Source organism: Sphaerisporangium sp. NBC_01403 (assembly GCF_045040145.1).
GTDB lineage: Bacteria > Actinomycetota > Actinomycetes > Streptosporangiales > Streptosporangiaceae > Sphaerisporangium > Sphaerisporangium viridialbum.
Genome location: NZ_CP109534.1, coordinates 3,050,450 through 3,070,324 on the forward strand (window position 1 = coordinate 3,050,450; position 19,875 = coordinate 3,070,324).

Below are 19,875 nucleotides of genomic sequence, written 5' to 3' on the forward strand. Positions count from 1 at the left end.
GAACCCTGGGCAATTGCTCGCCGAGCACGCGCTGGTACTGCATCTGGCGCTGAACGATGTCGCGGGCCGGGCAGGGCGCGACGGGGTGGACGTGAGCGTGGATGCGGAGGGACGGCTGCACGTGGCCAAGCTGGGCGCCCTGCCGGAGCCGCCGTCCCTGATTGACCTGCGCAAGCGTGTTCTGGCGATGCTGCCGCGGGTCGACCTGCCCGAGCTGCTGCTGGAGGTGATGGGCCGGGTTCCGGCGTTCGAGGCCGCGTTCATCTCGGTCGCCGGCGGGGTGAGCAAGCTGGCCGACTTCCCCGTCTCAGTTGCGGCCTGCTTGACGGCCCAGGCGCTGAACATCGGGTACGCGCCGGTGGTGAAAGCCGGGACGCCGCGCTGGAGCGTGGCCGGCTGTCGCACGTGGCGCAGAACTACCTGTCGGCCGAAACCTACACCCTGGCCAACGGCCCGCTCATCGACGAGCAGGACCGGATCGGGTTCGCCCACACGCTCGGCGGCGGGCTGGTCGCGGCGATCGACGGGATGCGGTTCGTGGTCCCGGTGCCCTCGATCTATACCCGCCCGAACAAGAAGTACTTCGGCCGCTCGCACGGAGTGACCTGGCTCAACATGATCAATGACCGTGGAGTGGGGCTCGGGGCGAAAGTCGTCACCGGCACCGTGCGCGACTCCCTGCACATGATCGACGTGGCGTTCCGGCCTGATGGTGGGCCGCGCCCGGAGGTCTTGGTGACTGATACCGGCTCCTACAGCGACGTCGTCTTCGGCCTGGTCCACCTGCTGGGCATGCAGTACCGGCCCGCGCTGGCCGATATCCCCGACCAGAAGGGCTGGCGCATCCAGGACGCCGACTACGGCAGCCTGTCCCGCTTCGCTCGCGGGAAGATCGATCTGGACAAGATCAGGCGGCACTGGGGTGACATCCTGCGCGGCGTGGTGTCGATCTACACCGGCGAGATCCGCGCCTACGACCTGATGCGCATGATCCAACGGGACGGCAATCCCACCCCGCTCGGAGAGGCGATCGCCCACTACGGACGCATCTTCAAGACCCTCCACATTCTCACTTACGCGGTCGAGGAGCCTTACCGGCGCGACATCAAGGGTGTGCGCAACCTGCAGGAATCCCGCCACGCCTTGGCCGGGAAGATCTTCCACGGCAAGAAGGGCGAACTCTACCAGCGCTATCACAAGGGTATGGAGGACCAGCTCGGCGCGCTCGGCCTGGTGCTCAACTGCGTCACGCTGTGGAACACCTTCTACATGGACCGGGCCCTTGACCAGCTCAAAGCCGAGGACTACCCCCTGGCCGAGGAAGACGTCGCGCGCCTGTCGCCCTTCGTCCGCCAGCACATCAACGTGATCGGCACCTACTCCTTCGCCCAACCTGACCTTGGTCCCACCGGCGTCCGGCAGCTCCGCAACCCCGATGAGCCGGATTGGGAAGAGGACAACTTGTAGATCATGGTCGCAGTCACCCGGGCGCCCGAAGAGTGAAGTCAAGACCAGGCGGGGGCGGAAATGGTCGATTTCGCCCCCATGCTCGGAGCCAATCAGGACACGTTCGTCACCTGCGGAAACGGCAGGCCGATCCAATGGGATCTGATCCAGATTTACGCCTCCCCTTTTCGCCCCCTAGGTTAGGACGCAGAGACTCACCGGACGCCACCTGGCCCATCTTGAAGGGGGACACCATGGCCCTGCTGAAGCAGACCGACTGGAACGACCACGAGATCCCCCACACTGCGGCGGACGTCACCCGCCACGAGCAGCGAGTCGCCCGGGATCGCGTGGAGGTCGGCGAGATCCGCGCCGCTGCACGCGTGATGCGCGCAGAGGGCGGCGCGTTCCTTGAGGAGGTCGCCGCCTTCCTCGACCGCGAGGCCCTGCAACTCGACCGGGCCAACGAGGCCGACGGTTCGGTCGAACTGGACCCGCGGAACGACACCCGCGAGCAGAGCGGCTACGCCCCGACCGGCGCGCGCCGAGCCCTGCTCATCGCTCGCGCCTTCACCCGCACCCGCTCCGGAGATGTCGGGCATGGCTGACCGCATCTACCTGCGGCACTCCACCGACAAGCAGACCGACGCCCGTCAGCGGCACGTCCTGGCCGCCCGGCTGGCCGCGGGCGCCTTCGTCTACGAGGACCCGGCGACCTCCAGCCGTCAGTTCTCCCTCGACCGCGCGGGATTCACCACGCTGCTGCACCAGGCCGCCGTGGGCGACACCATCCGCATCGCCGACGCCGCCCGCCTGTTCCGCTCCGTCGCCGACATCCTCGCCCTGCGCCCGGTGCTCATCCGCCGGGGCCTGCACCTGCGCGTGGAGTCCGGGCTACTGTCCGGCATCGACCTGGCCAGCGACGACCCCGGCACCAAGATGATGGTCTCCGTCCTGGCCGCCGTGCTGGAATTCCAGCGCGACATGATCAGCGAGAATACCCGCGAGGGCGTCGCCGCCGCCGAAGCCGCCGGCAAGACCCTCGGCCGCCCCGCGGCCCTCGACCAGGACAAGGCGGCCTCCGTCGTACAGGCCTACGGGCAGGGCAGCGCCGTCAAGGCCCTGGCTCGCCAGCACCGGGTCGCCCCTAAGACCATCCGCCGTGTCCTGGACGCCGTCGGCGCTCGCGCCCTGCCCGACCACCTCGCCATGGCTCCGGCCGACACCGGCGAGCCTGCACCCGACCCGGACGTGATCCTCGACCTGCCCGGCCTGCTGGTCGACCACCTGCGCACCATCGGCGACGAAGCCGTCCGCCAGGCCCTCGCGTCCGGGCAGATCATCCGCCGCGGCCACGGTTATTCGGTTCGCCTCGCGGCCCCGCTTGCGCTCCACCGCGCCGTGCTGGAGCAAAGCGCCGCCCTTGCCGACGGCGCCGGACCGGCCGAGCGCAAAGCGCACCGAGCCTACGCCGCCCGCGTCACCGCCGAAGCCGACCCCGGCCAGCGGCGCAGTCCGCGCTGAGCGCTCTGCCGCAGCGCGGGCCGGCATGTTCCCGCCAGAAGAGTTCCGCAGTTGCTCAGATCGTGGCGAGGAAGTCCCTGATCCTCTGAGCGATCGCGGGGTAGTCGGGGGCGAACCAGATCATGTGGCCATCGGCCCGGCTTTCCACCAGCTCGGCCCGGGGGATGGTCGCGGCGAGGGATTCGGCGTGGGTGAAGGGGACCGAGCGGTCGGTGCGGCTGGCGATGACCAGAGCCGGTTGGGTGACCTGATCAGCACAGTACGGTACGGCCAGCATGTCGTTGACGAAACCCGCACCTGAGCGCATCAGGGTGAACAACGCGATCAGCTCGGCCCGGTCGTGCTCGTTCAGGGCGGCCATGACGTGGCGGACGGGCCGGGTGGACAGGTCGCGCAACAGCAACCGCAACCCCGCCTGCGGTGCGACGCGCATCAGCAGCCTCACCGCCGCCCAGGTCGCGGCCTCGGCGCTCGCGTTGAACACCAGGCGGCCCCCCAGGCGGGTGCGTCGGTCCGGCCAGGGCAGGAAGGCGACCGCGCTTTGCAGGATCACCCGATCCACCAGGTGCGGATGACGCGCCGCCATGGCCAGCGCGGTGCGCCCGCCCGCCGAGATGCCCACCACCGCGGCGAGCCTGCCGATGCCCAGGGTGTGGCACAGGTCGGCGGTGACGTCGGCGAAGGCGGCCGGGGTGATGCCGGTGGCCAGGGGCGTTCGGCCGTAACCGGGGCGGGAGGGGATGAGTACCCGATGCCCCGAGGTGGTGAAGACCTCCTCACCTAGGGTCAGTCCGGCCCGCATGTGGCCCCCGTGGAACACGAGGACCACCTGCTGTCCTTCGCCGTCCAGCCGGTACTCCACCACACCTGCCGCCAGGCGGGCAGTGATCGTGTTTTGCTCCGAGGCCGCCATGAATCGTCATGCTCGCATACCCGCTCAGGTCGGCATGACCATGCCAGGACGCGGAGGGGGTCTGATCAGCCGAGCTGTTGCTGTTGCCAGCGGTGCAGCAGGGTGGGGATCTCACCGAGCATGAACTGGTAGAAGTCGCGCATCTGGATCAGTCGCCGGTGGGCGGGGTCCTGCGGCGCGGTGGTCTTGATCCCGGTTTCGGCGGCGTGGAGCATGGTCTGGGTGAGGGTGTTCTGGGTGGAGAACAAGGTGGCCCAGGCGTCGTCGCGCATCCGGTAGTGCTCGCGGCGGCTGCCGGGGGCCGGCAGCCGCTCAAGCAGGCCGACCGATAGCAGTGACTTGAGGGCACCGGAGACCGAGCCGGCGCTGACGCCGAGCTGGTCGGCGATCTCGCCCATGGTGACCGTCTCCTGGTCGGTGAACAGGAACACCGCCAGCGTCCGCGCGGCCATGCGCTGCAATCCGCCCTCGGTCAGGGCCAGGGCCAGCCGTTCCGCGGCCTGCCACTGCTCTTTCCTGTCGTCCACGTGCCACCTCCTGTGGATCACAGGGTAGCGGAGAAACATTAGTGTTCAGAAATTTCCGAAAGTTCGCTATGTTGCTCACTGCCGGGCTTCGTGAGGAAGACCAGTGGTGTGCCGGGAAGCCTGGTCGGCGATGGAGATACAACCGCCTCGACCAGGAGATGACCCCGATGACCAGCCCGGCGGCCCGCACCACATACGGCGTCAACGGCGCTGGAGCGCCTCCCACCGCTCGGCCACTCGCACGCCGCTTCGGATACGGCAACCGGATCAGGCCGCAGATCTCCAGCGGTGCCGGCCTTCGCCTCGGCCCCGCTCCGTGAACGCGAGCCGCTGGCGACCATGTGAGCGCCGTGTTCATCGCGCCACGAAACCTTCCCCGGCCACGCTCGCCTCTCGGCGCTGTGGCTTCCCATCTCTCTGGAGTGTCATGAAACTACTCGTCCTCGGCGGTACCCATCACGTGGGACGCGCCGTCGTGGAAACCGCGCTCGGCCGTGGCGATGAGGTGACCGTGCTCAACCGGGGCATCAGCCGCCCACCGGCCCCCGGCATCCGAGCCCTGGTCGCCGATCGCACCGACACCGAAGCCGTCCGCACGGTGCTGGGGCAACAAGACTGGGACGCCGTCATCGACACCTGGGCGTGGGCGCCGCGCGTGGTCCAAGACAGCGCGCACCTGCTGGCCGACCGGGCCGGACACTACGGGTACGTCTCCAGCCGCGGAGTCCACCGCTGGCCCTGGCCACCGGCCGCGGACGAACACGCTCCGCTGGTCGACGGCGACCCGGCCAGCGAAGACAACAGCGACTACGCCGCCGACAAGCGCGGCGGGGAGTTGGCCGCCATCGAGGCGTTCGCCGAGCGCGCCCTGCTGGCCCGGGCCGGAATGATCCTGGGACCGTACGAGGACGTCGGCCGCGTCCCGTGGTGGCTGCGCCGCCTGGAAAGAGGCGGCCGGGTGCTGGCCCCGGGCCCGGCCGACACGCCGTTGCAGTACATCGACGCCCGCGACATGGCCGCCTGGATGCTCACCGCCGCCGAGCGCGGCATCGGGGGCGCCTTCACCGTGACCGGCCACCCGGGTGCCGTCACGATCGGAGACCTGCTGGAGACGGCGCTGGAGGTGACCGGGTCCGACGCCGAACTGGTGTGGGCGCCCGCAGAACTGCTGCAGGCGGAGGGCCTGGCACTGGGTATGGAGTTCGGGCTCCGATTCCCGCATGACCCCGCGCCGACCGGCCTGCACGACGCCGACGTCAGCGCCGCCTTCGCCGCAGGACTGACCTGCCGCCCGCTGCGGGACACGATCACCGACACCTGGGCCTGGCTGCAGGCCGAAGGAGATCCCACACCGCGCCCCGACGCACCCTCACCGGATACCTGGCTCGATCCCGTCAAAGAACAGCACGTTCTCAACCGGCTCTGACGCCACCCCAGATCGCCACCCGGATAAACAGCTAAGGAGCCTCATGCGCGTCATCATCATCGGAGCAGGCATCGCCGGCCTGGCCGCCGCTCTGCGACTGCGCCAGATCGGCTGGGAAAGCCTCGTCATCGAGCGTGCGCCCCAGCGCCGCGGCGGCGGTTACGGGGTTTCCTTCGGCGGCATCGGCTACGACGCCGCCGAGCGGATGGGCATCCTGCCCGCGCTCAAGGACAAGGCCTTCATCACCAAAGAGCTCGTCTACCACAAGGCCAACGGGGATCGCAGCTTCTCCCTGACCCGCGAAACCATCGCGGCCACCATGGGCAACCGGTCGATGAACATTCTGCGCGGAGACGTGGAGACCGTCTTGTACGAGGCGGTCCGCGACACGACCGAGATCCGCTTCGCCACCACCATCGATGCCGTCGACCAGGACGAGCAGGCGGTGCATGTCACCCTCAGCGACGGCACGATCGAACACGCCGATCTGCTCATCGGCGCCGACGGCCTGCATTCGGCCACCCGCGCGCTGGCCTTCGGCCCCGAAGAGAACTATCGCCTCGACCTTGACCACATGGTCGCCGTCTACATGCTCAAAAAGCGGCCGGCAGCCATCGCGCAGGGAACCACCGGCACCCTTTCCGCAGGTGGCCGCACCGTTGCCGTCATCAGCGTCGCGGACGGCAGGAACGTCGCCTTCTTCGGATACCGCACCGATCGCAGCGCCGGCACACCGGCCGACGACCCGCACAAGGCGCTGCCCCGCCTCTACGGCGACATGGGCTGGGTGGTGCCCGAGGTTCTGGCGGGCCTGCAGACGGCTGATTCCATCTACTTCGACACGATCAGCCAGATGGTCCTCGACACGTGGAGCCGTGGCCGGGTGGTCCTGCTCGGCGACGCCGCCTGGTGCGTCACACTGTTCGCCGGATACGGCTCCTCCCTCGCCGTCGGCGGCGCCGACCTGCTGGGCACCGCACTGGAGAGCAACCCGGGCGACATCCACGCGGCCCTGGCCCAATGGGAGGCCGGGCTCCGCCCGGAAGTGGAGAGGAAACAGAAGCTGGGCCGCCGGGTCAAGGGCGTCTACGCCCCCGCCAACCCCTTCGTCCTGTGGCTGAGCCAGGTACCCCTGCGCCTGGCATCCCTGGGCCCGGTGCGCCGCTACATGGCACGCCGCTACATCAAGGGCTGAACACCAACCCGGGCTCACCGTTCCGTTCCTACCAGACCCCACAGTCCAGGGTCGGTGAGGTCGCCGCGTGCCGCGTGGATCCACTCCGCCCAAGCCGCACATCACAACGCCACCAGCCTACTCGCGAGCGCTGAACTGCGAAAACGCTCTTATGAGGCGCATCGGAGCGGAAAGTCACGGTAAGCCGCTTAATTCAGCTCTGCTAACGGGACTTTTCGTTCCGATGCTCGTCATGCCCCGCCTCAGGAGCGCATCACCTCCTAAGGGGCTCCCTTTCGCGCGTCAGCGGAGTTGACCCCGCCCTGCCAGAAGATTGCGGCGTTTGTAATGGTCGCCGGTCTGTGCTGGGTAAGGGTCATGCGTGGGTGCCATGTGCCGCGCCTCACGCGGCCACACCCGAGCGTACGCGAGGCCGCCGCGCCGTCATCGGGCCGGTTCCGCCGTGTGGATCCATCACGGTGCCCGGCCCCAGGCAGGACGGAAGATCGAGTTGTGACGACAGCAGATGGACGCCGCGTCGTGGTGATCACCGGAGCCAGTGCGGGCATCGGCCGGGCCGCAGCGCGCCGTTTCGCGGAACGGGGAGACGCCGTGGCACTGCTGGCCCGTGGTGCCGACGGTCTGGAAGGCGCGGTACACGACGTGCGGCAGGCGGGCGGGGAGGCGCTGGCCATCGAGGTCGACACCGCCGATCATGAGCAGGTGGACGCCGCGGCCGGCCGGGTCGAGAACGAGCTCGGCCCGATCGACGTGTGGGTGAACGTCGCCTTCGCCTCGGTTTTCGCGCCCTTCATGAAGATCACACCGGACGAGTTCCGCCGCGCGACCGAGGTGACCTACCTCGGTTACGTGAACGGCACGCGCGCCGCGCTGGACAGGATGATCCCCCGCGACCATGGCGTGGTGGTGCAGGTCGGCTCGGCACTGGCCTACCGGGGAATCCCCCTGCAGAGCGCCTACTGCGGAGCCAAGCACGCCATCCAGGGGTTCAACGAGTCCGTGCGCTGCGAACTGCTCCACGACAAGAGCAAGGTGCGGGTCACCATGGTGCAGATGCCGGCGGTCAACACCCCGCAGTTCGACTGGGTGCTGTCGCGCCTGCCCGGCCATCCTCAGCCTGTTCCCCCGATCTACCAGCCCGAGATCCCCGCCGACGCGGTCGTCTACGCGGCGGACCACCCGCGGCGGCGTGAGTACTGGGTGGGCGGCTCGACCGCGGCGACACTCCTTGCCAACGCGGTGGCCCCCGGCGTCCTCGACCGGTATCTGGCCTGGATGGGATACCGCTCTCAGCAGACCAAGGATGTGACGCATCGGGACCCTCCCAACCTGTGGCGGCCAGCCGACGCCGAGCCGGGTACCGACGAGGGAGCTCACGGCTCCTTCGACGACAAGGCCAAGTCCCGCAGCGTCCAGCTCTGGGCCTCCCAGCACCACGGACTGCTCACCGCGGTGACGGCGGCCCTCGCGACGGGGCTGGGCGCCCTTGCCTGGGCCCACCGGCCCAAGGCGACCAAGGCGACCAGGACGACCAGGACGACGTGGCATGGGCCATCCGCTGGTCGTCCTCGCGAGGAAACCCAGGCGGTGCGGGCGATCGAGGCCGGTCGCGCGGCGTGGGGGCTGGCGTTGCTCACCATGCCCTCGCGGGTGGTCCGTGTGCTCGGAGGCAGACGGGATCGCACCACGGAGATCGTCGCCCGCCTGCTGGGAGCCCGGCAGTTGGGCCAGGCGGCCGTGTCAGGGCTCCGTCCCAGCAGACCCCTGCTGGCCGGTGGCGCCGTGATCGACCTCGTACACGCGGGCACCGCTCTGGCGCTCGGGCTAGTGGACGATCGGTGGCGGCACGTCGCCTTGGCCGACGCGGGTGTCGCCCTCGGCTGGAGCCTGACCGGATTGCGCGACAGCGCCAAGGCAGACGACAGCGCCAAGGCAGATGGCACCCGCGCCGTCTCAGTCCGGCGCTGACAGGGTCATGGCCGACTCCAGCAGCAGCGCGTGGACGAACGCCTGGGGCAGGTTGCCCCGCAACTGCCGTTGATCGACGTCGTACTCCTCGGCGTACAGGCCCGGCGAGCCGCAGGCGGCCCGGTTACGCTCGAACAGGCGCACCGCCCCCACCTGGTCGCCACTCTGGCGGGCGGCGAGCGCGGCGACCAGCCCGCACAGCACGAAGGCTCCCTCCGCGTCGCCCAAAGGTCGCTGGTCCTGGCGGAAGCGATAGAGGTACCCGTCGGACTCGAGCTCGGCGTGTACGGCCGCGCGGGTGGCGACGGTACGCGAATCGTCCGCCGGCAGGGCGCCCCGCACAGCGGGGATGAGCAATGCCGCGTCCACCCGCGGATCTTCGAAGCCGCGCTGCCACCGCCCCGAAGCGTGGAGTCCGTGGCGTGCGGTGTGGGCGAGGATGGTGTCGCCCAGCGCCCCCCAACGACCCGCCTGCGCCGCGGGTGCCACGGCGGCGGCCGCCTTCAGCCCGGCGACGCAAGTCAGCTTGGAGTGCACCCACTGCCGCGCGGGCAGCTCCCAGATTCCCGAGTCCGGTTCCCGCCACCGCCCGGCGATGGCCTCGGCCGCGATCTCCAAAGCGCGCCAGTGGTCGATGTCCAGCCGGTCCCGGCGCGCGGCGGCGGCCAGGAGCAGCAGCGTCTCGCCGAACGCGTCCAACTGCAACTGCCCGGTCACCCAGTTGCCGATCTTGGGTGGCGCCCCGGGATAGCCGGGCAGGAACGGCAGTTCGCGCTCTTCTGGCACCCGGCCGCCGGTGGTGGTGTAGGCGGGTGCCAGATGGGGGCCGTCGGCCAGCAGTCGCGAGGTGATGAACGCGACGGCGGCGTCCAGCAGGGCGTCGCTGCCGGCGGCCGCCGCGGCGTGGCCGGCGAAACACTGGTCGCGGATCCAGGCATAACGGTAGTCGTAATTACGGCCCTCCTCGGCCCGCTCCGGCAGCGAAGTGGTGGCCGCGGCCACCATGCCGCCGCCTGGCGCGGTGAGACCGCGCAACACCGCGTGGGCCTGCACGACGTCGCGGTGGGCGAGGCATCCGCGCAGGTGGGGCGTTCCACTGGACCACGACCATTCCGTGGCGCGCCATGCGTCCACCGGATCGGTGGGCGGCTTCTCGAACGACCGGCGGGACAGTTCAAGGACGAGGTCGTGGTGGCCTCCCTGGGGCACGCGCAGGGTGGCGCGCAGCTCACCCTCCGCCCCCTGACGGGCATGTTCGGCGCCCGTCCAGCGCATGTGGAGGTCGCCGGTACGCCCGCTCCACACCCCTGACCCACGATGTGGCCCGCACAGGTCCTGCCTGCCGAAGTCCGCCCGAGGGTCGAGGACCACCACGACCTCCGCCGGGCCCTCCACAGCCCGTACGCGGCGCAGCAGCACGGCACAGTCCGGATCGCCGGGAAACGCCAAAGCCTCGCGGCACTCGACGACTCCCGACGAGGTCACCCAGCGGCTGTTCCAGATCAGCGAGCCGCTGTCGTAGTACCCTCCCCACACGAAACGCGTGTCCGCCGGGGTGACGGCGTACACGCCCCGTCCGCCCAGCAGGCTGCTGAACACGGCGCCGGAATCCCACCCCGGCACGCACAGCCACGCGATGTCTCCCCTCGGCCCGATCAAAGCCCCGCGATACCCGTCACCGAGGAAGGCATACAGCCGCAGCACCTGCGGAGCGAAGCCGGGACCGCCCCTGATCACCATCGAGTCCGCCTCCCTTCCGCATACCCCCAGGTCATACCCCGCCCCGAGTCCCAGCTCCTACACGGAAGTCCCGTCCTTCGGCTGCCCTGCCCGGACCAACTGGCGGAGTGATAACCCGTCCGATCGGGACTGTACGGTTTTCGGCTCTGCGCGAATCCGGTGGTGACGCTCTGTTGTCCACCAAGATGATCATGGTACGACTCTGACGTCGCGAAGGGGTGCGCGGCAGTGCAATGAAAGATGGCGGTCGCAGAGCGCGGGACCTGGGCCAAGTACCAGGAGGCCACGTTTCGTGCCAGCGCGGTGCTCGCGCTGAACCTCGAGGACCTGGACCTGCCCAACAAGCAGGCCCGGATCGTCGCCAAGAGCGGCGACATCATGTGGATCACCTGGGGCACCGACATGCGCATCTGCTGCCCCGGCTGATCTCCGGCCGGGAACGCGGCCCGCTGTTCCTGTCCGAGTACCGGCCCGGCCCGCACCGCCTGGCCACCACCGACCCCGGCGACATCTGTCCGGAGACCGGCCGGGTCCGGCTGGGCTACGACCGCGCCCGCATCCTGCTCGCCCACTACGCCGACGGGCTCCGGCTGCACCAACTCCGATACAGCTCAGCCACGCACCTCGGCGAGGCCAACACCTCCGCCAACGTCATCATGGCCAAGACCGGGCACAAGTCACTGCGCAGCGTGCAGCGCTACGTCAAACCCGGCCAGGCCGCCGTGCACCAGGCCACCGAAACGCTGTCCAGCCCACGCCGACGCGGCTGACCAGCAGCTACCGGCGGCCGCGGCAGGTTTCTGGCGTATTCCGGTCCCACCCCGACAGGAGCCGGAGCTTCTCGTGGCTCCGCTCCAGCAGCGCGTCGGCGACCTGGCCGGCGCGAGAGCCTGCTCCATGGCGCGAGTAGGCATCGCGCAGCGAGGAGGTGAACCGCACCCCAGCCTGGATAACGCCGGGAACCGGATGAAGGCCTCACCTATCCAGGGACCGGTGGCCCCCCGTTGCCCGCGTCCGGCCGCCTGGTAGCCTGCGACCAGGAGCCAATTGAACACGTTCAATCGGAGGCGCCGTGACCCCCCTGGTCGATGTCATCGTCATGATCGGCATGCTGGTCGTGGTGCCGGCCGGGCTGAGGCTGATCTACACGCCGCGACTGGTGAGGCTGGTGTGGGTCGTGGGCGCGGTGCCGGGCGCGCTCTCGCTGTGGCTTCCCCGGGGTACGGCCGCGGCGGCGCTCGCCGTCGCCTACGCGGTGGCCACCGCGGTGCTCGCCTTCCACGCGGCCGTACGGGCGTGGCGGCACCGGTCTGTCGCCCCGCGCGAGGTGGCGGTGCTCACGGCACTGGTGACACCGGCGGTCGCGGGCCTGGCCCTGGTGTGGGAGCGCGCCGGTCACGCCCTGCTCGGCTTCAAGCCCGCCATCCTCGCCCTCACCGTGGCGCACTTCCACTTCGCCGGATTCGCCGCCGCGCTGGTCGCCGGTCTGGTGTGCCGCGCCACCGGGGAGCGCGCCCTCTCCAGGGCCGCCGCGCTCACCGTGCCCTGCGGCACGGCGCTGGTGTTGCTCGGTTACTTCGCCGGCGACTGGGCAGAGCTGGCGGGTGCGGTGGTGCTCACAGCGGGAATGTGGCTCGTCGGGTGGCTGACGTGGACCCAGGTCCGGCGGGGCGTCGCCGACCGGCTGACCCGTGTCCTGTTGTGCGTCTCCGCCGCGACCCTCGCGGCGACCATGGTGCTGGCGCTGAGCTGGGCGCTGGGCGAGGCGACCGGGCTGCCCCACCCCACGGTGGAGTGGATGGCCGCCACCCACGGGGTCGGCAACGCCGCCGGGTTCGCGCTGTGCGGGGTGGCCGCCTGGCGCAGGCTGCGGCCACGGCCCCTGTGATCCGACGACTCATCAGGCAAGGAGCACGATGGACGTGAAACGGTACGACAAGGCGGAGCTCACCTACCCCGAGGCGGGGGCGACCCGCGCGGGCGAGCTGCCGCAGGGGTACCGGCACCTCAGGCGCCGCTATCCCATGGGCGACGGCGCCTCCCTCGGCCGCGCGGCCGACGCCCTGCTGACCTGGCGCATGCACGCCGCTCTCGGGCTGTCGCCGCAGGCCACAGCGCCGAGGGCCGCGCCGGGCGTCGTGGTGGTCTCCCGCCTCGGTTTCGGCCCGCTCGCGATCGTCGCGCCCTGCCGCGTCGTGTGGACCGTCGAGGAGGACCGCCGCGCGGGGTTCGCGTACGGCACGCTTCCCGGCCACCCGGAGTCCGGCGAGGAGTCCTTCCTCCTGGAGGTGGCGGGCGACGGGTCGATGTCGTTCACGGTCACCTCCTTCACCCGGCCCGGCCGCTGGTACACGCGCCTCGCCTGGCCGATGGCCGCCCTGGCGCAGCGGTTCTTCGTCGACCGCTACGCCTCTGTGCTCCGCCGCTACACCCGCTGACCCTGGCCATGGCGGTGTGCCGCCTTTCCGCAGGAGCACTTGCCAGTAGATCGGGCGGCGGCCTGAACAGCAGGCCGGTGACCTCAGCGATCGCCGGCACCGTGGTCTTGCTGATGTGATCCAAGCGGTGACCGCCTGCTTGCCGAGGTCGCCGATGCCGAGGTTGCGGATGCGCTCACCGAACTGTGGGGCAAGTGCGCGCCGGCTTCCTGGAACCGCAACCGGGCGGCGATCGGCTCCTGGCTGACCTGGTGTTCAGATCAAGAAACGCTGGCCCGCCTGTTCCGTACCGACGGATTGTGAGCGCCGGAACCGGCGACGGTGGAGGTCGGCCTGGCCGCGAAAATACCCAATCCATGCTCTTCCTCGTTTATCGCCGAGAAGGAGCGCGGGTAAGGGGGTGTCAGATCGGCCTGTCGGCGTATCCCGGGCCCAGATCGGCGGGGGGGGTGGCTGTGAGAGTTGTCGTTGATCTCACGCGCTGTCAGGGCTACGGGCAGTGCGCCTTCCTGGCGCCGGACGTCTTCACGATGCACGGCCAGGAAGCGCTCATGTACGACACCGACCCTGACGAGGCCCAGCGCGAGCACGTCCTGCAAGCCGCCGCGGCCTGTCCTGTCCAAGCGCTCCACGTCGACAGGATGGTCACCCAGCACAGGACCGTGGACCCCGAGCTGTCCCACCCGACCAGTGACGGCGAGGGGGAGTTCAAGCGCAACGGCCACATCGTCATCGTCGGCGCCTCCCTCGCCGGTGGCCGGGCCGCCGGCGTCCTGCGCAGGGACGGCTTCAAGGGCACGATCACTCTCATCGGGGACGAGAAGCATCAGCCGTACGACCGGCCGCCGCTGTCCAAGCAGGTGCTGACAGGCATGGTCGACGCCGAGCACACCATGCTTCCCCACCTGCGCGAGATCGACGTCGAATGGCTGGCGGGAACGCCCGCGACAGGGCTGGACATCGCCGCCAAGCAGGTGAGCCTCGCCGACGGCCGGCGGATCGGGTTCGACAAGGTGCTGATCGCCACCGGCGCGCGCGCCAGGCCGTGGCCGAAGGAGGCGGAGGCGGAGCTCGACGGCGTGTACGTGCTGCGCACGCTCGACCAGGCGGACCGGATGCGCAAGCGGCTTGCCGCCGGCGTCAACAGGGTGCTGGTCGTCGGGGCGGGATTCACCGGCTCGGAGGTGGCGTCGGTCTGCCGCGGCCTGGGCCTGGAGGTGACCGTCGTTGAGGCAGGGCCCGCCCCGCTGGTCGGCGCGCTCGGTAAGGTGATCGGCGACATCGCCGCGACCATGCAGCGCGCCGCGGGCGTGGACCTGCGCTGCGGGGTCACGGTCACCGCGCTGGAAGGAGACGCGCAAGGGCGGCTGTCCGGCGCGCGGCTGTCCGACGGCAGCACGGTCGAGGCCGACATGGCCGTGGTCGCGCTCGGCGCGATCCGCAACGTCGAATGGCTGGAAGGCTCGGGCCTCGCGGCAGGCCCCTGGGGGGTGGCCACCGACGCGGGCTGCCGCGCCTTCGACGTCAACGGCCTGGTCACCGACGACATCTTCGTGGCGGGCGACGTGGCACGCTTCCCGCATCCGGTCTACCACTACCAGTTCATGTCGCTGGAACACTGGGGCAACGCCGTCGCCCAGGCCGAGATCGCCGCCCACAACATGCTCAGCGACCAGGCACACCGCTGGCCGCACCTGTCGCTGCCGGTCTTCTGGTCCAACCAGTTCAACACCAACATCAAGTCGGTCGGCGTGCCCGGCATCGCCGACGAGGTCGTGATCGCGCAAGGCTCGGTGAAGGAGCGCCGGTTCGTCGCCGTCTATGGCTACCAGGGAAGGATCACCGCCGCCGTCACCTTCGACCAGGCGATGTGGCTGGACTTCTACCGGGACCTCGTCGAGCGGGCCACACCGTTCCCGCCCGACTACCGCATGGTCGGCAGGCCCGACGAACTGCGGCCCGTCCCCGCCGAAGTCCCGCAGCGCATGGCTCCCGCCTCGGGCGCCACCGTGGTGGTGACCGGTCATGACCCGGCCGAACGCCGCGTCTCCCTCCTACGGCATCGGCAGTAGGACCCTCGAACGACCAGACAGGGGAGGCACCTTCGTGGAGCCGGCAAGCATCTACGAGCAGATCCACCAGTTCGCCAACCGGGCGGACCCGTACCCGCTGTACGCCGAGCTCCGCAAGACCCCCGTGGTGCGGCTGGAGGACGGCAGCTACGTCGTCAGCACCTACGAGGAGATCGTCGCGCTGCTGCACGACCCGCGCGTCAGCTCTGACAAGCGGAAGCTGGCCCACCCGCCGCCCGCCGAACCGCTGCCACCCCCCTTCATCGGCATCGACCCGCCCGAGCACGACCAGCTCAGGCGGCTGACGATGCGGCACTTCGGGCCGCCCCACTCCCCGCGTGTGGTGGAGAGCATGCGCGGACAACTGCACGAGATCGTCAAAGACCTGATCGACGGCATCGCCGGCAGGACGCAGGCCGACATCGTCGAGGACATCGCCTACCCGTTCCCCGTCACGGTCATCTGCCACCTGCTCGGCGTGCCGCGCGAGGACGAGCCCAAGTTCCACACGTGGGCCGAGGAGATCGCCGAGACCCTCGGCCCCGGCGAGGGCGACCAGGACGAGCGAGCCCGGCGCCGCACGGCCGCCGTGCTCTCTCTGGCGACCTACCTGGGGGAGCTCGTCCAGGCCCGCCGCCAGAACCCGGGCCACGACGTGCTGTCACAACTGGTGACCTACGAAGGCCCCGACGGAGCGCTGTCGGAGGCGGAGGTGGTCACCACCGCCAGGATGCTGCTGGTCGCCGGGCACGAGACCACGGTCAACCTCATCACGAACGGCATGCTCACCCTCCTGCGCAACCCCGGGCTGATCGAACGGATCCGCAACGAGCCTGACCTGATCATCCATACCATCGAGGAGCTGCTGCGTTTCGAGCCGCCGGTGCACTTCCTGCCGCAGCGCGTCGCCCTCGACGACATCACGATCGCGGGCGTCACCATTCCCAAGGGGTCGAACATCATCGTGGCACTCGCGTCGGGCAGCCGCGACCCCGCGCATGTCCACGATCCCGATCGGTTCGACCCCGACCGTCCCTACATCCAGCACCTCGGGTTCGGCGGGGGGATCCACCACTGCTTCGGCGCGCCGCTGGCCCGCTTGGAGGCCCAGATCGCACTCCGCGAGCTGGCGAAGCGGCTGGTGAACCCGCGCCTGGTCACCGACCCGCCGCCCTACCGCCCGGGCTCGACGCTGCGCGGACCGCGCCACCTCCTGGTCGAGTACGACCAGGTCCTGCCGTACCAACCCTGAGCGCGACCCGGTCAGGAGCCGGCGGCGATGCGGCCCGCGCCCTAACTACGTTGCCCGGTATCGCCTTGATCAGCGATAAGACCGAGCTCTGGTCCTCGTCCAGGTCATCGTCGCGGTCTTCCTCCTCGGTCTCCTGGGCCTGGTCGGCGGCCACCAGGGCGAGGATGCGGGCGATCGTCTCGGCGTCCAGCCGTGCCGCGAGCCGGGCGAACCAGGTCCGCTCGGCGTTGTGCAGCGCCGAGCGGACCATCCTGCTGATCTGGCCGGGCGAGGGCGGCTCGATCCGCTCGGACCGGCACTGCTTGAGCAACTCCTCACGTACCCGATCCGGCTGCCGCTCGGCGTGCGCAACGTTGACCGCCAGCCAGTCGGTCAGCTTGTCGGCATCGGCGACCGAGCATTCCCGATGGTTAGATCGCTTGTACCGGACGACCACATCACGGGAGCCCGATGGCGTCCTTTAATAGCGGGATCCCAGCTCAGGCGTGCTTTGGCGGCTGATCGCACGTTTCTTAACGGCACCCACCGTACGGCGGCCTGGCGTATCCAGTGCCGGGGCAGATGCCGCGCGGGCCGACGAACTTGCCCCGGCCCGGTCAGGCGCCGGTGACGCCGTCGACGCGCTCGCGCACCATGTCGGCGTGCCCGTTGTGGCGCGCGTACTCGCCGATCATGTGCAGGTAGACCATGCGCAGCGAGTAGACCTCGTCGCGGAAGGTGAAGGTGTCGTCCAGGGACGCGCCCGCCGCGGCGTCGTCGGCCAGCCGCATCTCCTCGACCAGCAACGCGTACTCCTCGGCGGCGCGCGCGGGGTCCAGGTCGTCGAAGTCGGCGTCCCTCCTTTCGGCGTGCAGCGGCTCCACCGGCTCGCCTGCGAACCGCTGACGGAACCAGGTGCGCTCGACCTTGGCCAGGTGGCGGATGAGCCCGAGCAGCGACAGGCCGGACGGCGGCGCGGCCCGCAGGGCGAGCTGCTCCGCGGTCAGGCCCGCGCACTTGAGCAGGAAGGTGCTGCGATGCCAGGCGAGATAGCCTTCGAGCATCTCGCGCTCACCGGCGACGAGAGAGCCGCCGGTGCGGGTGATTTCCGGTGCTGTCCAGGTCATCAGGGCATCATTTCGCGCCGCCCCGCCATCGCGCGAACCGCATGCCCGGCAGGCGGCCCGGTCACGCCGCCGGAGCGGGTTCCGGCCGGTTCCTCGCGACGCGGTTCTCGTGCACCCGCAGGTGCATGGCCGCCACGTCCAGCAGGGGGACAGTGACGCCGAGCCGTCGCGCCCGGGATACCAGGTCGCCGACGATGTGCTCGCCCTCGGTGGCCTTGCCGGCCACCAGGTCGCGGTACAGGGAGGAGACGAAGGGGGATCCCGGTGTGCTCACCGTCTCGCGCGTGAACGCCAGCGCCCTCTCCGGCACGGCGTGACCGGCCGCCGCCGCGACCGCCGCGCACTCGGCGACCACCGCCTCGGCGAACACGGCGCCGCCGGGCACGGCCTCGACCTCGCCGACCGTCCCGCGCATCAGGCACGTCACCGCGCCGGTCGCGGCGATGAGCACCCACTTGGCCCACATCTCGCCGGTGATGTCGCCGGACAGGTCCGTGTCGAACCCCGCGCCGTCGAGCACGCGTCCCACCTCGGCCAGAGGCTCGGGGGCGTACGCGCCGCGGGCGCCGTAGGTGAGGGTCTGCAGGTCGGCGAGGCGGACGATGTCGCCGTCGGCGTCGACGGTGGTGACCACCTTGACCGCGCCGCCCAGCACCGTGCGGTCGCCGAACCGCTCGGCCAGGGCGTCGATGTGCCGCATGCCGTTCAGGACGGGCAGGATCAGGGTGCCGGGACCGACCGCGGGCGCGAGGTCCACGATCGCCTGCCCGAGCCCGGTGGCCTTCACCGTCAGCAGCACCAGGTCGAAGGCCGAGCCGATCTCCCCGGCCACGACCAGGGGCGGGGTGAGCACGGTCTTCTCGCCCAGGCCCACGATGCGCAGCCCGCGCTCGCGCAGCAGGCGCGCCCGCCCGGGCCGTACCAGGAACGTCACGTCCCGGCCGGCCTGGACCAGGCGGCCACCGAAGTAGCCGCCGGTCGCGCCGGCGCCCACGACCAGGATTCTCACGCCACCACTCCTCGGATGCGGGAACCGCCGGCGCTTCCGATCACCGGCACGCCATGCGGATCCTCTCTTGTCCACTCGAAGAAGACAGGTACCACACCACCACGACCGCCGCTGCCGACCCCCCAGCTTGTTGACACGCCATGGGATTTACAACCCTTGGGTCAGGGTTCCGCGTGCCGGTCGAGGCCGAGCGTGGCGATGAGGTCTTCGTGGAGCTCGAACCAGACACGATGGCAGGAGTCGACGTCGGTGCGGTCGACCCAGGCGCCCTCCCCGGCCCGGGCGCGCGCTAGGGCTGTGGTGAATCGTGTGTCGTATCCGCGGAACCGTGTGAGGACGCTCCCGAGCCGGTCTGCGAATGGCGTGAGTGCGCGGTCGATGCCGGCGAGCTCGTGGAGGACTCCGGCATCCCAGGCGGGATCGGAGTGGTCGTTGACGGCGAGCCGATCGCCGGCGGTGGGCCGGAGTTGCCAGTCGGTGCAGGCTCGTAACAGGAGGGCGTTCAGCGGGAGGAACTCGCGGTAGACGTCACGGACCTCGTCGGCACCGCCGACGCGTGCGAGCTCGGCCGCGAGCTGGCGCTCGTTCTCGGCCCGGCCCGGTTCGGTCAACGACCAACCTCCGGTGCCGGCGAAGGCGGTGTGCTCAACCCAGCCACGTGCCTCGGCGTCGCGCAGCATCCCTTTCGTCTTGGCCGCATCGAGCCCGTACCGATGAGCGATCACCGGTGTGTCTGCGAACCCGGTGATGCGCACGGCGTGCAGGACCAGCAGGTCGGGCTGAGAGTCCCGCGTCACGAGCCGGCGTCCTGTCGTGCGGCCAGGCGGGTGTACCGCTGCTGGCACGCCTGCGGGGAGTTGAACCCCATCGCGTGCGCCATCTGTGCCCAGGTCAGTCCTGCGCTTCGGGCCGTGAACAGCAGGGCGGCTTCGAGTCCTTCGACCTCGGCGCGTGCGGCGGGCAGGAGGGCGAGCGCGCTCAGGATGTCCTCCGGGCCCAGGTCGGCCCAGCGCCAGACGGCGAACTGCGCGAGGTCGACCGCCGACAGCGGGGCGGGCGAGGGTCGCCACGGGCGGGCGTCGAGCGCATCTGCGCCCAGGCTCAGGAGACGCTCACGCGCGTCCTGCTCACGGTGGGCCTGGTCGTGGTCAGTGTGCACGGTGTGAGCGATGTCGTGCTTGCGTTGCATGCAACTCACGATGCATAATCAACAAAATATTGTCAATCATCTGTTGAAGGGTTCGGATGGGTGATCGTAC

General features: G+C 70.1%; 20 protein-coding genes. 12 read left to right on the forward strand and 8 right to left on the reverse strand.

What is annotated here, in order from left to right:
• Nucleotides 1-405: 405 nt before the first annotated feature.
• The 3 genes from OG589_RS13865 to OG589_RS13875 all read left to right on the forward strand — a co-directional run bounded on the left by OG589_RS13865 (nt 406) and on the right by OG589_RS13875 (nt 2,970).
• The gene (locus tag OG589_RS13865) at nt 406-1,467 is read left to right on the forward strand and encodes a transposase (protein WP_405149206.1); all 1,062 of its coding nucleotides are present in this window, start codon (nt 406-408) and stop codon (nt 1,465-1,467) included.
• 233 nt (nt 1,468-1,700) lie between these two features.
• A complete protein-coding gene (locus OG589_RS13870; RefSeq protein WP_405149207.1) occupies nt 1,701-2,054 on the forward strand; it encodes a hypothetical protein in 354 nt (117 codons plus the stop codon).
• A complete protein-coding gene (locus tag OG589_RS13875) occupies nt 2,047-2,970 on the forward strand; it encodes a recombinase family protein (RefSeq protein ID WP_405149209.1) in 924 nt (307 codons plus the stop codon). Before OG589_RS13870 ends, OG589_RS13875 begins: the two co-directional genes overlap by 8 nt.
• A gap of 55 nt (nt 2,971-3,025) precedes the next feature.
• Here the strand turns inward: OG589_RS13875 and OG589_RS13880 are convergent, their stop codons facing one another.
• Complete coding sequence (locus OG589_RS13880; protein WP_405149210.1) at nt 3,026-3,883, reverse strand: alpha/beta fold hydrolase; 858 nt, start codon at nt 3,881-3,883, stop codon at nt 3,026-3,028.
• Between the two features lie 65 nt (nt 3,884-3,948).
• Nucleotides 3,949-4,410 (reverse strand): GbsR/MarR family transcriptional regulator, encoded by a 462-nt coding sequence (locus tag OG589_RS13885; protein WP_405149212.1) that lies wholly within the window; start codon nt 4,408-4,410, stop codon nt 3,949-3,951.
• 427 nt (nt 4,411-4,837) lie between these two features.
• Here OG589_RS13885 and OG589_RS13890 point away from each other — a divergent pair, with 427 nt between their 5' ends.
• The 3 genes from OG589_RS13890 (at nt 4,838) to OG589_RS13900 (ending at nt 8,999) form a co-directional block, all read left to right on the forward strand.
• Nucleotides 4,838-5,836: an NAD-dependent epimerase/dehydratase family protein gene (locus OG589_RS13890; protein WP_405149214.1), complete on the forward strand. Its 999-nt coding sequence runs from the start codon at nt 4,838-4,840 to the stop codon at nt 5,834-5,836.
• 43 nt (nt 5,837-5,879) lie between these two features.
• Entirely contained in the window at nt 5,880-7,031 is a 1,152-nt protein-coding gene (locus OG589_RS13895) for an FAD-dependent oxidoreductase (protein ID WP_405149216.1), read from the forward strand.
• Between the two features lie 492 nt (nt 7,032-7,523).
• Nucleotides 7,524-8,999 carry an SDR family oxidoreductase gene (locus OG589_RS13900; RefSeq protein ID WP_405149218.1) on the forward strand — a complete coding sequence of 492 codons (1,476 nt, stop codon included), beginning with the start codon at nt 7,524-7,526 and terminating at the stop codon, nt 8,997-8,999.
• Here OG589_RS13900 and OG589_RS13905 read toward each other — a convergent pair.
• Entirely contained in the window at nt 8,985-10,739 is a 1,755-nt protein-coding gene (locus OG589_RS13905; protein WP_405149219.1) for a glycoside hydrolase family 15 protein, read from the reverse strand. The two genes, OG589_RS13900 and OG589_RS13905, sit on opposite strands and share 15 nt — an antisense overlap.
• A 240-nt stretch (nt 10,740-10,979) precedes the next feature.
• On the opposite strand from OG589_RS13905, the gene OG589_RS13910 reads away from it, so the two are divergent.
• From OG589_RS13910 to OG589_RS13935, 6 genes are all read left to right on the forward strand, one after another.
• Nucleotides 10,980-11,165 (forward strand): hypothetical protein, encoded by a 186-nt coding sequence (locus tag OG589_RS13910; RefSeq protein ID WP_405149221.1) that lies wholly within the window; start codon nt 10,980-10,982, stop codon nt 11,163-11,165.
• On the forward strand, nt 11,120-11,509 hold the full coding sequence (locus OG589_RS13915; RefSeq protein WP_405149223.1) for a tyrosine-type recombinase/integrase: 390 nt from the start codon (nt 11,120-11,122) through the stop codon (nt 11,507-11,509). Before OG589_RS13910 ends, OG589_RS13915 begins: the two co-directional genes overlap by 46 nt.
• A 302-nt stretch (nt 11,510-11,811) precedes the next feature.
• Nucleotides 11,812-12,627 carry a YndJ family protein gene (locus OG589_RS13920; protein ID WP_405149224.1) on the forward strand — a complete coding sequence of 272 codons (816 nt, stop codon included), beginning with the start codon at nt 11,812-11,814 and terminating at the stop codon, nt 12,625-12,627.
• Nucleotides 12,628-12,655: 28 nt separating this feature from the next.
• On the forward strand, nt 12,656-13,177 hold the full coding sequence (locus OG589_RS13925; RefSeq protein ID WP_405149226.1) for a DUF1990 family protein: 522 nt from the start codon (nt 12,656-12,658) through the stop codon (nt 13,175-13,177).
• Between the two features lie 455 nt (nt 13,178-13,632).
• Complete coding sequence (locus OG589_RS13930) at nt 13,633-15,249, forward strand: FAD-dependent oxidoreductase (protein WP_405149228.1); 1,617 nt, start codon at nt 13,633-13,635, stop codon at nt 15,247-15,249.
• Between the two features lie 34 nt (nt 15,250-15,283).
• Nucleotides 15,284-16,501: a cytochrome P450 gene (locus OG589_RS13935; RefSeq protein WP_405149230.1), complete on the forward strand. Its 1,218-nt coding sequence runs from the start codon at nt 15,284-15,286 to the stop codon at nt 16,499-16,501.
• On the opposite strand, the gene OG589_RS13940 is transcribed toward OG589_RS13935, so the two are convergent.
• From OG589_RS13940 to OG589_RS13960, 5 genes are all read right to left on the reverse strand, one after another.
• Nucleotides 16,407-16,937 carry a hypothetical protein gene (locus tag OG589_RS13940; protein WP_405149231.1) on the reverse strand — a complete coding sequence of 177 codons (531 nt, stop codon included), beginning with the start codon at nt 16,935-16,937 and terminating at the stop codon, nt 16,407-16,409. The two genes, OG589_RS13935 and OG589_RS13940, sit on opposite strands and share 95 nt — an antisense overlap.
• A 160-nt stretch (nt 16,938-17,097) precedes the next feature.
• Nucleotides 17,098-17,607 (reverse strand): DinB family protein, encoded by a 510-nt coding sequence (locus OG589_RS13945; protein ID WP_405149232.1) that lies wholly within the window; start codon nt 17,605-17,607, stop codon nt 17,098-17,100.
• A gap of 61 nt (nt 17,608-17,668) precedes the next feature.
• Nucleotides 17,669-18,616: a 2-dehydropantoate 2-reductase gene (locus OG589_RS13950; RefSeq protein ID WP_405149234.1), complete on the reverse strand. Its 948-nt coding sequence runs from the start codon at nt 18,614-18,616 to the stop codon at nt 17,669-17,671.
• Between the two features lie 161 nt (nt 18,617-18,777).
• Nucleotides 18,778-19,413, reverse strand: coding sequence for a transcriptional regulator (locus OG589_RS13955; RefSeq protein ID WP_405149236.1), 636 nt, complete (start codon nt 19,411-19,413; stop codon nt 18,778-18,780).
• Nucleotides 19,410-19,805 carry a DNA-binding protein gene (locus tag OG589_RS13960; protein WP_405149237.1) on the reverse strand — a complete coding sequence of 132 codons (396 nt, stop codon included), beginning with the start codon at nt 19,803-19,805 and terminating at the stop codon, nt 19,410-19,412. The genes OG589_RS13955 and OG589_RS13960 overlap by 4 nt, the downstream gene beginning before the upstream one ends.
• Nucleotides 19,806-19,875: the final 70 nt, after the last annotated feature.

Bases quoted from the DNA above. Each gene is read 5' to 3' on its own strand.
- OG589_RS13905 (WP_405149219.1), bottom strand. From the start codon at position 10,739: ATGGTGATCAGGGGCGGTCCCGGCTTCGCTCCGCAGGTGCTGCGGCTG.
- OG589_RS13960 (WP_405149237.1), bottom strand. From the start codon at position 19,805: ATGCAACGCAAGCACGACATCGCTCACACCGTGCACACTGACCACGAC.
- OG589_RS13925 (WP_405149226.1), top strand. From the start codon at position 12,656: ATGGACGTGAAACGGTACGACAAGGCGGAGCTCACCTACCCCGAGGCG.
- OG589_RS13895 (WP_405149216.1), top strand. From the start codon at position 5,880: ATGCGCGTCATCATCATCGGAGCAGGCATCGCCGGCCTGGCCGCCGCT.
- OG589_RS13875 (WP_405149209.1), top strand. From the start codon at position 2,047: ATGGCTGACCGCATCTACCTGCGGCACTCCACCGACAAGCAGACCGAC.
- OG589_RS13870 (WP_405149207.1), top strand. From the start codon at position 1,701: ATGGCCCTGCTGAAGCAGACCGACTGGAACGACCACGAGATCCCCCAC.
- OG589_RS13910 (WP_405149221.1), top strand. From the start codon at position 10,980: ATGGCGGTCGCAGAGCGCGGGACCTGGGCCAAGTACCAGGAGGCCACG.
- OG589_RS13880 (WP_405149210.1), bottom strand. From the start codon at position 3,883: ATGGCGGCCTCGGAGCAAAACACGATCACTGCCCGCCTGGCGGCAGGT.
- OG589_RS13890 (WP_405149214.1), top strand. From the start codon at position 4,838: ATGAAACTACTCGTCCTCGGCGGTACCCATCACGTGGGACGCGCCGTC.
- OG589_RS13945 (WP_405149232.1), bottom strand. From the start codon at position 17,607: ATGACCTGGACAGCACCGGAAATCACCCGCACCGGCGGCTCTCTCGTC.